The following is a 14,503-nucleotide window of genomic DNA, read 5'->3' on the forward strand; positions in this document are numbered from 1 at the left end:
TCTCTTTATTGAAAGTAATGATGCTGAATAAATTCGCTGATGTGCCGCAGACCGGTGCGCGGCGAAAGATCATTGTTTTTGACGGCCTGTAGCGTCTGCTGGAAATAGCGGTCGAAATCAGTGCGGGCAAACAGCAGATGCAGGGCTTCTTCTTCAGCCTGCTGGTGTAACCAGTCCACCGCCTGCTGCTGGCGAACTTTTTCCAGTCGACCGCTGGCGGTCAGGCACGTTTTAAAGTCGCTAATCGCCTGCCAAACCTCCTCGATACCGCGTTTTTCCAGGGCGCTACAGGTCAGAACCCGCGGCTGCCACTCGTCATATTTGCGGCGCAGAATATGCAGGGCGGATTCGTACATATGGCGGGCAATGGCAACGCTGGTATGGTTATCACCGTCGTCCTTATTGATGACGACCAGATCCGCCATTTCCATCAGTCCTTTTTTGATGCCCTGTAAATCGTCGCCACCGCCAGCGATTTGCAGTGAGATAAAGCAATCCACCATGCCTGCGACTTCGGTTTCTGACTGCCCTACGCCGACGGTTTCCACAATCACCACGTCAAAGCCAGCCGCTTCGCACAGCAGCATTAATTCGCGGGCGCGCTGGCTGGCACCGCCTAAATGACCGCTGGAAGGGACCGGTCGAATAAACGCAGATTCGGCGCGGGCCAGCTCCGTCATGCGGGTTTTATCGCCAAGAATGCTGCCGCCGCTGACCGGGCTGCTGGGATCGACGGCGATCACCGCTACCCGTAACCCGTGGCGGATAAGCAGCATGCCGAATGCTTCCAGGAAAGTGCTTTTGCCCGCGCCCGGCGTACCGGTGATCCCCAAGCGCAGGGCGTTACCGGTGAACGGCATAATCGCGTCCAGCAATTGCGTACTCAGCGGCTGGTGGCGCGGGTGGTTGCTTTCGACCAGCGTCATCGCCTGGGCGAGCGTAGCCCGTTCACCGAGTCGCAAACGGCGGACGGTATCTTCAAGCGTGGCGGCGTTAATCATGATGCTGACTGATACGGGTTAACACATCGCGGACGCTGTCGAGCATTGGCGTGCCGGGACCATAAATGGCTGCCACGCCATGTTCGTGCAGGAAGGCGTAATCCTGTGGCGGAATAACGCCTCCTGCTACCACGCAGATATCTTCACGCCCCCATTTTTTGAGTGCGGTAACCAGTTCCGGAATCAGCGTTTTATGACCCGCCGCCAGTGACGATGCGCCTATTACATGCACATCGTTTTCTACCGCCAGACGGGCGATCTCTTCTGGTGTGGAGAACATCGGGCTGAGATCGACATCAAAACCGAGATCGGAATAGGCGCTGGCGATTACCTTCGCGCCGCGATCGTGGCCGTCCTGACCCATCTTGGCGATCAGAATACGCGGGCGGCGGCCATTTTCCGCGAGGAATCGTTCGGTTTGCGCAACGATGGTATCAAACTCATCGGCGGATTTGTCTGACTGATGATAGCTTTGCGCAATCACTCCGGTGACGCAGTGGCTGGGAACCAGATACCGATCAAAAGCGACTTCCAGCGCGTCGGAGATTTCACCCAACGTGGCGCGAACGCGGGCGGCGTTGACGGCAGCAGCCAGCAGGTTTTCATTATGCTGCGCGGCGTGGGTCAGTGCCGTGAGCGCGGCTTTAACGGCATCGTTGTCGCGGGTGGTGCGGATATGTTTCAGCGAGGCAATCTGCTCGTTGCGCACCTTCACGTTGTCGATCTCCAGTACCGACGTCTCGTCTTCTTTATCCAGCTTGTACTTATTGACGCCGACGATAACGCGCTTACCCTGGTCGATCAGCGACTGTTCACGCGCGGAGGCTTCTTCGATCATCCGTTTAGGGAGCCCGGCTTCGATCGCTTTCGCCATGCCGCCTGCCTCGTCAATCTGTTTGATGATCGTGCGTGCCTGCTTCACAATTTGATCGGTGAGTGACTCGACGTAATACGATCCGGCCAGCGGATCAACGGTGCGGCAGATCTCTGATTCTTCCTGAATGATGATTTGCGTATTACGCGCAATACGGGCGGAGAAATCGGTGGGCAGACCGAGCGCTTCATCAAAGGCGTTGGTATGCAGCGACTGGGTGCCGCCAAGCGTAGCGCCGAGTGCTTCAATAGTGGTTCGTACCACGTTGTTATATGGATCCTGCTCGGTCAGGCTCCAGCCAGACGTCTGGCAGTGGGTACGCAGAGCGAGAGATTTCGGGTTGGTCGCGCCAAAGCTGCTGACCGCTTCACTCCACAAATAGCGCGCCGCTCGTAGCATGGCGACGTTCATAAACAGATCCATGCCGATACCGAAGAAGAACGACAGGCGCGGGGCGAAGTCATCAATTTTCAGTCCGGCGGAGAGTGCAGCTTTGATGTATTCAATACCGTCTGCCAGCGTAAACGCTACCTGCTGCACGCAGTTCGCTCCGGCTTCACCCATGTGATAGCCGCTGATGCTGATGGTATTAAAGCGCGGCATGTTGCCGGAGCACCAGGCGATGATGTCGGCGATAATGCGCATGGACGGTTTTGGTGGATAAATGTAGGTGTTGCGGCACAGGTACTCTTTCAGAATATCGTTCTGAATGGTCCCGGTGAGTTGTTCCGGCGTTACGCCTTGTTCTTCTGCTGCGACGATATAAAACGCCAGCACCGGCAGAACCGCGCCGTTCATGGTCATCGATACTGACATCTTATCCAGCGGGATCTGGTCGAACAGTATCTTCATATCTTCGACGGTATCGATCGCCACGCCCGCTTTGCCGACGTCACCCGCCACGCGCGGGTTGTCAGAGTCGTAGCCACGATGGGTGGCAAGGTCAAAGGCGACGGAAAGCCCTTTTTGCCCGGCGGCGAGGTTGCGGCGGTAAAAGGCGTTGGACTCTTTGGCGGTAGAGAAACCAGCGTACTGACGAATGGTCCACGGCTGCGCGGTATACATGGTGGCGCGCGGGCCACGCACGTAAGGCGGCAGGCCGGGAAGGGTGCCCGTGACTTCCAGATTATCGAGGTCCTCTTCGGTGTACAGCGGCTTGATGGCAATCCCTTCCGCCGTCTGTCTTTCCAGCGACTCGACGGTTTTTTCCCGTCGACTGAGTTCTTTATTGGCGAGTGTTTGCCACTCCTGCACGTTTGCCATTTTTTGCTCCGTATTACGCAATAAGTTGAATCTTTGCGAATACGGTGAGCTTTTTCATTTGGCTTGTCGCCAGCAAAAAATAGCCAACAGGGCGTCGTTTTTTGCCGCGTGGCGTGTTTGATTTTGTGATTTATTTCAAAGACGTGGCGGGAATAGCATGAAAAGAGGGTAAAAGGCTTGTCGGCCGGATAGGGCGTTACGCCACCATCCGGCACTCAGAGGTTATGAGCGGTTTAATCCTGACGCAGTACGTTGTGACCATAGGCCAGCAGCGCATCGGTGACGTTGCGCATCATGCGACTTTCCGGTGCAAAACGGTGCCAGTACAGCATCCGGCGCTGGAACAGGCCCGGTGTTAAGTCGATAAGCTCGCCGCTTTCCAGTTCTTTCTCAATCTGCAAGTGGGGGATCATGCAGCAGGTCGTTCCCTGACGCGCCAATTGAACAAAGGCTTCAGACGAGTTAACGATATGGCACGGCACGCTGCCCGGTGGCAGGTCGAAGTTTTGTTGCAGGAACGCCTGGTGCATATCATCAAGATGGTCAAACGCTACCGCTGGGGCTTTCAGCAGGGCCGAGCGGGTGACGCCGTTAGGGAAATAGCGCTCGGCGAAAGGTTTAGAGCCAACAAACAGGTAGTCCAGCGCGCCGAGTTTATCCACCAGACAGCTTGGCAGCGCCTGATGCTGAATACTCACCGCACCGACCACCTCACCACGACGCAGACGCTCCTGAGTGCGCGTTTCATCCTCAACCTGCAGGTTCAGCCGAATCGGCGAATTTGCCAGTACCGGAGCCAGCGCAGGAAGTAACCAGGTCGCCAGACTGTCGGCGTTCACCGCCAGTGAGAGCAGCAGCGGCGTCGAGCCGGTTTGTTCATCACCCAGCCACTCGTCTTCCAGCAGTTCAACCTGACGCAAAAGCGCCAGTAGTTTCTGCCCCTGTTCGGTTGGGCGTGGTGGTACGGTACGCACCAGCAGCGGTTGTCCGAACATATTCTCAAGCTGTTTTATGCGCTGTGAAACCGCGGATTGCGTGATGCACAGCTTTTGCGCCGCGCGCTCAAATCCTCGTTCACGAATAACCGCATCCAGTGCTTGTAGTGTTCTGTAGTCCGGACGTTTCATTGCTTTGACGCACTCCTGAAAATTTTGCTTGTTCTGCACTATGACACAAATTTAGGTTGGGTAAAGACGAAATCCGCCGCTTGCGAGCGGGTGTGGGGACATTTTTCTGCACAATGTTCTATAATGCGCGTGAATTTTCCCACCATATTCACACCACAGGCGAAACGATCATGACGCAGGATGAACTGAAAAAAGCAGTAGGATGGGCGGCACTTCAGTATGTACAGCCCGGTACCATTGTGGGCGTAGGTACAGGTTCAACAGCCGCACACTTTATTGATGCGCTGGGCACAATGAAAGGTCAGATTGAAGGTGCGGTGTCCAGTTCGGACGCTTCAACCGAAAAACTCAAAAGCCTCGGTATCCACGTGTTCGATCTTAACGAAGTGGACAGCCTCGGCGTATACGTTGACGGCGCGGATGAAATCAACGGCCACATGCAGATGATCAAGGGCGGCGGCGCTGCGTTGACCCGTGAAAAAATTATTGCTTCCGTGGCGAAGAAATTTATCTGCATTGCCGACGCGTCCAAAGAAGTCGATATTCTCGGTAACTTCCCGCTGCCGGTTGAAGTGATCCCAATGGCGCGCAGCGCTGTGGCTCGCCAGTTGGTGAAGCTGGGTGGTCGTCCTGAATACCGTCAGGGCGTAGTGACGGACAATGGTAACGTGATCCTTGATGTACACGGTCTGGAGATCCTCGATGCCATCGCGATGGAAAACGCCATCAATGCGATTCCGGGCGTGGTAACCGTCGGTCTGTTTGCCAACCGTGGTGCGGATGTCGCGCTGATCGGTACGCCAGACGGCGTGAAAACTATCGTAAAATGATCTGACGGGAGTGTCTTCTCCCGTTAAAAAAATTTTGGCAGGGCAAATTTGGTGACTTGTGTCACGTTTATAATATTGTCCTGCCGATCTCTCCAAAGAAAAAGTTATCGCCAGTATTTTCCTCTGACATTTCTCTCTGAATGACATTTCTTCAGCACGGCGACGCAAACGTTCATATTGCCGCAATATTATTTTTTGATATGTTGAAGAGACGGATGAAAATCCCACACACAACACATCAGTTTGAACAAAAAAAGACAGGGTCGGGGAAATGGCAAAGGTATCACTGGAGAAAGATAAGATTAAATTTCTGCTGGTTGAAGGCGTGCATCAAAAAGCGCTCGAAAGCCTTCGTGCAGCAGGTTATACCAACATCGAGTTTCATAAAGGCGCTCTGGACACTGAACAACTGAAAGAGTCCATCCGTGATGCCCACTTCATTGGCCTGCGATCCCGTACCCATCTGACTGAAGATGTGATTGACGCCGCAGAGAAACTGGTCGCGATTGGCTGCTTCTGTATCGGCACCAACCAGGTTGATCTCAGCGCTGCGGCAAAGCGCGGTATCCCCGTGTTTAACGCACCATTCTCTAACACACGTTCCGTTGCGGAACTGGTGATTGGCGAACTGCTGCTGCTGCTACGCGGCGTACCCGAAGCAAACGCCAAAGCACACCGCGGCGTGTGGAATAAACTGGCTACCGGCTCGTTTGAAGCGCGTGGCAAAAAACTGGGGATCATCGGCTACGGCCACATTGGTACTCAGCTGGGCATTCTGGCGGAATCGCTGGGGATGCACGTCTATTTCTATGATATTGAAAATAAACTCCCGCTCGGCAACGCCACGCAGGTGCAGCATCTTTCCGACCTGCTCAATATGAGCGACGTGGTCAGTTTGCACGTACCGGAAAATGCCTCCACCAAAAATCTGATGGGCGCGCGTGAGATTGCGTTGATGAAACCAGGCGCGCTGCTGATTAACGCCGCACGCGGCACAGTTGTTGATATTCCTGCGCTGTGCGACGCGTTAGCGACCAAGCACCTGGCAGGGGCAGCAATCGACGTATTCCCAACCGAGCCGGCAACCAACAGCGATCCTTTCACTTCGCCGCTGTGTGATTTCGACAACGTGATCCTGACGCCGCACATTGGTGGTTCAACGCTGGAAGCACAGGAAAACATTGGTCTGGAAGTGGCTGGGAAACTGACCAAGTATTCCGACAACGGCTCTACGCTGTCTGCAGTTAACTTCCCGGAAGTTTCGCTGCCGCTGCACGGCGGTCGTCGTCTGATGCACATTCACGAAAACCGTCCGGGCGTACTGACTGCGCTGAACCAGATTTTTGCCGAGCAGGGCGTCAACATTGCCGCGCAGTATCTGCAGACTTCCGCACAGGTAGGTTACGTGGTTATTGATATTGAAGCGGATGAAGATGTGGCAGAGAAAGCGCTGCTGGCGATGAAAGCCCTTCCGGGAACCATTCGCGCTCGTCTGCTGTACTGATTTCCTCTACATGGGCAGGCGATGACCTGCCCATCTTTCCTCTGATTTCCCGGCCTCAAAATCTCTTCCTGTCACGCATACATTCTGTTTTCGAGCCTTGCCGCAATTGGCAAAAAAGCTACCACTCCCAGATTTTGGACGGCGTCACCACCGCAGGCAGCGGGATATCCCATTCTTCGACAGGTAGCTTTTCCACTCGCTGACAATCGTGCGCGTAGCCTACGGGCTGGATCTTATGCTGCTGCCAGTTTTGAAGCGTTCGATCGTAAAATCCACCGCCCATACCCAGGCGTTGCCCGACCTCATCAAATGCCACTAACGGCGTAATCAGTACATCCAGCTGTGAGAGCGGCAATACGTCACGTACATCAAGCCGTGGTTCCTGGATCTTTAAGCGATTGGTTACCAGGTCGCTGTGCGGATGATAGTGCAGGAACAGCAGGTTGCCAGGGCTGAAGGGATGAAGAACCGGAAGATAGACGCGCTTGCCCGCTCGCCACAGCTGATCTATTAGCGGCTGGGTATCGAGTTCGCCATCGAACGAGAGGAATACCGCCACGGTATGAGCGAGTACAACAGGGGGAAAGCTGAGCATTCGGGTTGCGGCTTGCTGACCGTATTGTCGTTGCTGTTCGGAGGTAAGCGCGCGACGACGCTGCCGAATCAGTTGGCGGATTTCTTGCCGGGATAAAGGGAGTTCAGAAAGTAATGTCATGGCTGTTGCCAGGTAGAAGGGAATCTCCGAGATGCCGCCGCAGGCTGTAACCCTTGAACCCTTGGTTCAAGGTGAATGCGTCGTCACAGTTTTAAGGCTTCTCGGACGGGCCGAGCATGCTCACCAACCGTGGAGCGCCACATTCTTGTGGTATGAAATATCGGCTCAGGGGACTGGCCCGCTTGCAAACATCTCAGAGAAATTTTGTCTTCACGGTCACTCTACCACAGTAAACCGAAAAGTGTTATTCAAAGTTTTGGCCCGTTTTTTCGGTTATGCGACCCTGATCAAGCAACGCCTGTTCGATGGTCTGTTGTAGCATCCGAATACGTTGTTCCATGCTCGCCGCGTACTCACGCGTCTTCGCTTTTTCCTGAGTTAATTCATAGCTGATGTTCAACGCGGCGATGAAAACCAACTGCTCAGTATTTGTGACTCTAGTGCGAACTTTCAGATCTTGCAATCGCTGATTGAGATCGTCCGCAGCCTGATTCAACGCATCCCTTTGTTCAGGCGGGCAATTCACTCGCAGTGAACGGCCAAATATTTGGATATCGACGGGTTGTGCAGACATGCCACCTTCCTGCTGATTGACTGCGCTGCCTTCGTCTCCAGACCGTGGGTCCGCGAAGGGGCGACACTATAGCTACCCTGGTATCAAGATACAAGCCCTTTTCTGGTCCACCAGGGTCCAAAGTGGTAGCATATCATGAATATTCCTCCCTTTGATGACGAATGCTTATGTCTATACAGAACGAAATGCCTGGTTACAACGAAGTTAGCCAGTTTTTGAACCAACAAGGGGCTGGATTAACCCCGGCCGAAATGCACGGCTTGATAAGCGGAATGATTTGCGGCGGAAACAACGACAGCTCATGGCAGCCGCTGCTGCACGACCTGACGAACGAAGGTCTGGCCTTTGGTCACGAGCTGGCTCAGGCGCTGCTGAAAATGCACTCAGCCACCAGTGATGCCCTCGAAGACGACGGCTTCCTTTTTCAGCTTTATCTGCCTGAAGGGGATGACGTCAGCGTTTTCGATCGCGCCGATGCGCTGGCGGGGTGGGTAAACCACTTTTTACTGGGCCTTGGCGTCACGCAGCCGAAGCTCGACAAAGTGACCGGCGAAACCGGGGAAGCGATTGACGACCTGCGCAATATCGCTCAATTAGGATATGACGAAGACGAAGATCAGGAAGAGCTGGAAATGTCGCTCGAAGAGATCATCGAATACGTGCGCGTAGCCGCCTTGCTGTGCCATGACACGTTTACGCGTCAGCAGCCGACCGCGCCGGAAGTCCGTAAACCGACTCTGCACTAAGAACGAAACGCAAAGGAGAGTGTGATGAGCGAGATATCTCAGCAAGAATTCCAGCGTCGTCGCCAGGCTTTACTGGCACAAATGCAGCCCGGCAGCGCCGCGCTGATTTTTGCCGCACCGGAAGCGACGCGTAGTGCGGACAGTGAATACCCTTACCGCCAAAGCAGTGATTTCTGGTACTTCACCGGTTTTAACGAACCTGAAGCCGTGCTGGTGCTGATTAAAAGTGATGACACTCATAACCACAGCGTTTTGTTCAATCGGGTTCGCGATCTGACGGCGGAGATCTGGTTTGGCCGCCGTCTGGGTCAGGATGCTGCCCCGGCAAAACTTGGCGTTGACCGGGCGCTGGCCTTCAGTGAAATCAACCAACAGCTGTATTTGCTGCTCAATGGTCTGGACGCGGTATACCACGCCCAGGGCGAGTATGCCTGGGCAGACGAGATTGTGTGCACGGCGCTGGATAAACTGCGCAAAGGCTCCAGACAAAATCTGCACGCGCCTGCCGCGATTATCGACTGGCGTCCGATGGTGCATGAAATGCGCCTGTTCAAATCACCGGAAGAAATTGCGGTCATGCGTCGTGCCGGAGAAATCACCGCACTGGCGCATACCCGCGCGATGGAAAAATGCCGTCCAGGAATGTTTGAATACCAGTTAGAAGGGGAGATTCACCATGAATTTACCCGTCATGGCGCGCGTTATCCGTCCTATAACACGATTGTCGGCAGCGGTGAAAACGGCTGTATTCTGCATTACACCGAAAATGAAAGTGAAATGCGCGATGGCGATCTGGTGCTGATTGACGCTGGCTGTGAATACAAAGGCTATGCGGGTGACATTACGCGAACCTTCCCGGTAAACGGTAAATTTACCCCAGCACAGCGTGAAATCTACGATATCGTACTGGAATCCTTAGAGACCAGCCTGCGTCTGTATCGTCCCGGAACGTCCATTCAGGAAGTCACTGGCGAAGTGGTGCGCATCATGATTACGGGCCTGGTGAAGCTTGGCATTCTGCACGGTGATGTCGATCAGTTGATTACCGAAAATGCGCACCGCCCATTCTTTATGCATGGTCTAAGTCACTGGCTTGGGCTGGATGTGCACGACGTCGGCGTTTATGGTCAGGACCGCTCACGTATTCTTGAGCCGGGAATGGTACTCACCGTCGAACCGGGACTGTATATCGCGCCGGATGCCGATGTACCGCCGGCCTATCGTGGTATCGGCATTCGTATTGAGGATGACATCCTCATCACCGAGGACGGCAATGAAAACCTGACCGCCAGCGTAGTGAAGAAAGCCGATGATATTGAAGCCTTAATGGCTTCGGCGCGACTGCAATGAGCGTGATTATCGTTGGTGGTGGTATGGTTGGCGCGACGCTGGCGCTGGCCATTTCTCAGCTCAGCCATGGGACTCTGCCGGTTCATCTGATAGAAGCGAGCGAACCTGAAACTGACCGCCATCCTGGGTTTGACGCCCGGGCGATCGCGCTGGCGGCAGGAACCTGCCAACAGCTGGCGCGAATTGGCGTATGGCAGGCGATTGCCGATTGCGCAACGGCCATTAAAACGGTTCACGTCAGCGATCGCGGCCATGCCGGATTTGTGACGCTGGATGCGCAGGAATACCGTATTCCGGCTCTGGGTCAGGTGGTAGAACTGCACGACGTCGGGCTGCGTCTGTTTGCGCTGCTGCGCAAAGCACCGGGTGTCACATTGCACTGCCCCGACCGCGTAGCCAGCGTGTCGCGCACGCAGGAGCGCGTTGAAGTGACGCTGGAGAATGGCGAGATGATTACCGGTCGCCTGCTGGTGGCTGCTGACGGCACGCGTTCCGCACTGGCGACTGCCTGCGGTGTTGACTGGCTGCAACAGCCTTATGAGCAACTGGCGGTGATTGCCAACGTCACGACCTCTGTACCGCACGATGGGCGAGCGTTTGAACGCTTCACGCAATATGGCCCGCTGGCAATGCTGCCAATGTCTGACGGTCGCTGCTCGCTGGTGTGGTGCCATCCGCTGGAGCAGCGTGATGAGATCATGGCCTGGTCCGACGAACAGTTTTGCCGTGAACTGCAAACCGCTTTTGGCTGGCGACTGGGACGTATTACCCAGGCTGGTAAACGCAGCGCTTATCCGCTTTCGTTAACTACGGCGCTGAAAGCGATTACCCATCGTACCGTGCTGGTAGGGAACGCCGCCCAGACGCTGCATCCCATTGCCGGGCAAGGTTTCAACCTTGGCCTGCGCGATGTAATGAGCCTTGCTGAGACGTTGACGCAGGCGCAGAACGGCGCAGAAGATGTGGGTGATTATGCGGTGCTGGCACGTTATCAGCAGCGCCGCGAGCGCGATCGCGAGACGACGATTGGTGTGACCAACAATTTAGTGTATTTGTTTGCCAATCACTGGGCCCCGCTGGTTGTTGGGCGCAATGTCGGGTTGATGGCGATGGAATTATTCACCCCTGCGCGCGATGCGCTGGCGGAGCGGACCCTGGGTTGGGTTGCACGATAAATATGACCTGTAGGCCGGATAAGGCAACGCCGACATCCGGCAAGGGTCCCCGCAAAAATGCCTGATGGCGCTGCGCTTATCAGGCCTACGGATTACAGGTTTCGAGGTACAAACAGTGCAAAGTGTTGATGTAGCAATTGTTGGTGGCGGCATGGTGGGGCTGGCGGTTGCCTGCGGCCTGCAGGGCAGTGGGTTGCGCGTTGCTGTATTAGAACAACATGTTCCGCAGCCGTTGGTGGCGGATGCACCTCCTCAGCTTCGCGTTTCGGCCATTAATGCAGCCAGCGAAAAACTGCTTACCCGTCTTGGCGTCTGGTCCGACATTGTTGCCCGTCGCGCTTGCTGCTACCACGGCATGGAAGTCTGGGACAAAGACAGCTTTGGACGCATTGAATTTGATGACCAGAGCATGGGTTACAGCCATTTGGGCCACATCGTTGAAAACTCAGAAATCCATTATGCGTTGTGGCAAAAGGCGCAGCGTTCAGCGGATATTACGCTGATGGCGCCAGCTGAAATACAGCAGGTGGCCTGGGGCGAGAACGAGGCATTTCTGAGCCTCAAAGATGGCGCAATGCTGACGGCGCGTCTGGTCGTCGGTGCCGATGGTGCTAATTCCTGGCTGCGCAATAAAGCGGACATTCCGCTCACCTTCTGGGACTACCGTCATCATGCGCTGGTGGCGACTATCCGTACGCAGGAAGCTCACGGTGCGGTTGCGCGTCAGGCGTTTCATGGCGAGGGGATCCTGGCATTCCTGCCACTCAGCGATCCACACCTGTGTTCTATCGTCTGGTCGCTCTCGCCGCAGGAAGCAGAACGTATGCAGCAGGCAAGCGTTGACGAGTTTAATCAGGCGCTGAATATCGCTTTTGATAATCGTCTGGGGCTGTGCAGCCTTGAAAGCGAACGTCAGGCGTTTCCGCTGACGGGACGTTATGCTCGCCAGTTCGCGGCCCATCGTCTGGCGCTGGTGGGGGATGCGGCGCATACCATCCACCCGCTGGCGGGTCAGGGGGTTAACCTGGGCTTTATGGATGCGGCAGAGCTGATCGATGAACTTAAGCGGCTACAGCGTCAGGGCAAAGATATTGGGCAGTATCTCTATTTACGCCGCTACGAGCGCAGCCGTAAGCACAGCGCAGCGCTGATGCTGGCGGGGATGCAGGGTTTCCGTGAACTGTTTGCAGGCGAGAATCCGGCGAAAAAACTGCTACGCGATATTGGGCTGAAACTGGCCGATACCCTCCCGGGCGTAAAACCACAACTCATCCGTCAGGCGATGGGACTGAACGATCTTCCCGAGTGGTTACGTTAGTGTCCGTAAGGACAATCTTAAGAGTTTGAGACCCGTCACACTTTCCTCTCCCGGCCTTCGCGCCGGGGTGCTTCTCTCATTTGAAATAATCTAATTCCACGCCTTTTTTCGCATTAGTTTTTCTAATATTACGTTTTTTTCATAACGCCATTTTTGACATTTTTTCCACATTTAATGTTGGTTGGTGCTGTAATTTTGCGTTTGTCTTTGTTTGTTGTTCTGATTAATTGCTATATGTATGGAGTTTTATTCTGTTGGCGATCTGGCTGTTTTTCGCCATAAGCTAATGTGATGGTTAATTTTGACTTATGGTTTAGCGTCTGTTTCGGTGGTAAGTTCAGGACAAAGAGAACGTTTGCGTCGTAGCCCCTGGAGCGGCTGCGGTGCTGGGTTTCGTGGCGAAAATTTCACCGCGAAAGAGTTGGTAGCCCCGCTTATTCAACGAGGAAAAGATGGCTCAACAGACTCCTTTGTACGAACAACACACGCTATGTGGCGCGCGCATGGTCGATTTCCATGGCTGGATGATGCCACTGCATTACGGTTCTCAGCTCGATGAACACCATGCTGTTCGCACCGACGCCGGAATGTTTGATGTGTCGCATATGACCATCGTCGACCTGCGCGGTAGCCGCACCCGGGAGTTCTTGCGTTATCTGCTGGCAAACGACGTCGCGAAGCTAACGAAGACGGGTAAAGCCCTCTACTCCGGGATGCTCAACGCTTCGGGCGGCGTGATAGATGACCTGATTGTCTACTACTTCACTGAAGATTTCTTCCGCCTCGTTGTAAACTCCGCCACCCGCGAAAAAGACCTATCCTGGATTACCCAACACGCTGAACCTTACGCCATCGACATCACCGTTCGTGACGACCTGTCGCTGATTGCGGTGCAGGGGCCAAACGCGCAGGAAAAAGCAGCCACGTTGTTTACTGACGAACAGCGCCATGCGGTAGAAGGTATGAAGCCGTTCTTTGGCGTTCAGGCGGGTGATTTGTTTATCGCAACCACCGGTTATACCGGCGAAGCAGGCTATGAAATCGCCATGCCGAATGAAAAAGCGGCTGATTTCTGGCGTGCGCTGGTACAAGCAGGCGTCAAACCTTGTGGTCTCGGCGCGCGCGACACCCTGCGTCTGGAAGCGGGTATGAACCTGTATGGCCAGGAGATGGACGAAGGTATTTCTCCGCTGGCGGCCAACATGGGCTGGACCATCGCGTGGGAACCGGCTGACCGCGACTTTATTGGTCGTGAAGCGCTGGAAATGCAGCGTGAAAAAGGCCACGAACAGCTGGTCGGGCTGGTGATGACTGAGAAGGGCGTGCTGCGTAATGAACTGCCGGTGCGTTTCACCGATGCTTCTGGCAACCAGCATGAAGGCATTATCACCAGTGGCACATTCTCCCCAACCCTGGGTTACAGCATCGCGTTGGCGCGTGTGCCTGCGGGTATCGGTGAGACTGCGATCGTACAGATCCGTAACCGTGAAATGCCGGTAAAAGTGACTAAACCTGTTTTTGTGCGTAACGGCAAAGCCGTCGCGTAATTCATCCTTTTTTGGAGATTGATTGATGAGCAACGTACCTGCAGAACTGAAATATAGCAAAGAACACGAATGGCTGCGCAAAGAAGCTGACGGCTCTTATACCGTTGGTATCACCGAACACGCTCAGGAGCTGTTAGGTGACATGGTTTTCGTTGACCTGCCAGAAGTTGGCGCCACCGTCAGCGCGGGCGATGATTGCGCCGTTGCGGAGTCCGTAAAAGCGGCATCCGATATCTATGCGCCAGTAGGCGGTGAGATTGTTGCGGTTAACGATGCGCTCAGCGACTCCCCGGAACTGGTCAACAGCGAACCGTATGCGGGCGGCTGGATTTTCAAAATCAAAGCCAGCGATGAAAGCGAAATTGAATCGCTGTTGGATGCCACTGCGTACGAGGCATTACTGGAAGACGAATAAGATTGTGCCGGATGGCACTGCGTTTATCCGGCCTACGGTTTTATGTAGGCCCGGTAAGCGTCAG

Annotated in this window: 13 protein-coding genes and 1 other RNA gene; 8 read left to right on the forward strand and 6 right to left on the reverse strand. The window is 54.7% G+C overall.

Annotated features, from left to right (window positions below; genetic code table 11):
• Positions 1-5: 5 nt before the first annotated feature.
• The 3 genes from meaB to argP form a co-directional block, all read right to left on the reverse strand.
• Positions 6-1,001, reverse strand: a complete 996-nt coding sequence (gene meaB / locus BZK40_RS03340) for a methylmalonyl Co-A mutase-associated GTPase MeaB (protein ID WP_079934158.1) — start codon at positions 999-1,001, stop codon at positions 6-8.
• Entirely contained in the window at positions 994-3,138 is a 2,145-nt protein-coding gene (gene scpA / locus BZK40_RS03345; protein WP_079934159.1) for a methylmalonyl-CoA mutase, read from the reverse strand. Before scpA ends, meaB begins: the two co-directional genes overlap by 8 nt.
• Positions 3,139-3,371: 233 nt before the next feature.
• Positions 3,372-4,265 carry a DNA-binding transcriptional regulator ArgP gene (argP, locus tag BZK40_RS03355; RefSeq protein ID WP_003825477.1) on the reverse strand — a complete coding sequence of 298 codons (894 nt, stop codon included), beginning with the start codon at positions 4,263-4,265 and terminating at the stop codon, positions 3,372-3,374.
• Between the two features lie 170 nt (positions 4,266-4,435).
• On the opposite strand from argP, the gene rpiA reads away from it, so the two are divergent.
• Together rpiA and serA are read left to right on the forward strand one after the other, a co-directional pair.
• A complete protein-coding gene (gene rpiA, locus BZK40_RS03360) occupies positions 4,436-5,095 on the forward strand; it encodes a ribose-5-phosphate isomerase RpiA (RefSeq protein ID WP_003825479.1) in 660 nt (219 codons plus the stop codon).
• Positions 5,096-5,366: 271 nt separating this feature from the next.
• Complete coding sequence (serA, locus tag BZK40_RS03365; RefSeq protein ID WP_003825480.1) at positions 5,367-6,599, forward strand: phosphoglycerate dehydrogenase; 1,233 nt, start codon at positions 5,367-5,369, stop codon at positions 6,597-6,599.
• Between the two features lie 118 nt (positions 6,600-6,717).
• Here the strand turns inward: serA and BZK40_RS03370 are convergent, their stop codons facing one another.
• From BZK40_RS03370 to zapA, 3 genes are all read right to left on the reverse strand, one after another.
• The gene (locus BZK40_RS03370) at positions 6,718-7,314 is read right to left on the reverse strand and encodes a 5-formyltetrahydrofolate cyclo-ligase (protein ID WP_008785752.1); all 597 of its coding nucleotides are present in this window, start codon (positions 7,312-7,314) and stop codon (positions 6,718-6,720) included.
• Between the two features lie 19 nt (positions 7,315-7,333).
• Positions 7,334-7,517: non-coding RNA, 6S RNA (gene ssrS, locus BZK40_RS03375), on the reverse strand.
• Between the two features lie 41 nt (positions 7,518-7,558).
• Positions 7,559-7,888, reverse strand: coding sequence for a cell division protein ZapA (zapA, locus tag BZK40_RS03380; protein WP_003026980.1), 330 nt, complete (start codon positions 7,886-7,888; stop codon positions 7,559-7,561).
• Between the two features lie 167 nt (positions 7,889-8,055).
• Here zapA and BZK40_RS03390 point away from each other — a divergent pair, with 167 nt between their 5' ends.
• The 6 genes from BZK40_RS03390 to gcvH all read left to right on the forward strand — a co-directional run bounded on the left by BZK40_RS03390 (position 8,056) and on the right by gcvH (position 14,439).
• A complete protein-coding gene (locus BZK40_RS03390; RefSeq protein ID WP_003026978.1) occupies positions 8,056-8,634 on the forward strand; it encodes a YecA/YgfB family protein in 579 nt (192 codons plus the stop codon).
• 24 nt (positions 8,635-8,658) lie between these two features.
• On the forward strand, positions 8,659-9,984 hold the full coding sequence (gene pepP / locus BZK40_RS03395) for a Xaa-Pro aminopeptidase (RefSeq protein WP_079934160.1): 1,326 nt from the start codon (positions 8,659-8,661) through the stop codon (positions 9,982-9,984).
• Entirely contained in the window at positions 9,981-11,159 is a 1,179-nt protein-coding gene (gene ubiH, locus BZK40_RS03400; RefSeq protein ID WP_032944902.1) for a 2-octaprenyl-6-methoxyphenyl hydroxylase, read from the forward strand. The genes pepP and ubiH overlap by 4 nt, the downstream gene beginning before the upstream one ends.
• A 115-nt stretch (positions 11,160-11,274) precedes the next feature.
• A complete protein-coding gene (ubiI, locus tag BZK40_RS03405) occupies positions 11,275-12,477 on the forward strand; it encodes an FAD-dependent 2-octaprenylphenol hydroxylase (RefSeq protein ID WP_071445581.1) in 1,203 nt (400 codons plus the stop codon).
• A gap of 452 nt (positions 12,478-12,929) precedes the next feature.
• Positions 12,930-14,024: a glycine cleavage system aminomethyltransferase GcvT gene (gene gcvT / locus BZK40_RS03415; protein ID WP_003825494.1), complete on the forward strand. Its 1,095-nt coding sequence runs from the start codon at positions 12,930-12,932 to the stop codon at positions 14,022-14,024.
• 25 nt (positions 14,025-14,049) lie between these two features.
• Positions 14,050-14,439, forward strand: coding sequence for a glycine cleavage system protein GcvH (gene gcvH, locus BZK40_RS03420; RefSeq protein WP_003026965.1), 390 nt, complete (start codon positions 14,050-14,052; stop codon positions 14,437-14,439).
• The last annotated feature ends 64 nt before the right edge of the window (positions 14,440-14,503 follow it).

Origin of the sequence: Citrobacter portucalensis, assembly GCF_002042885.1 — a bacterium.
In the GTDB taxonomy this organism is placed as follows: Bacteria; Pseudomonadota; Gammaproteobacteria; order Enterobacterales; family Enterobacteriaceae; genus Citrobacter; species Citrobacter portucalensis.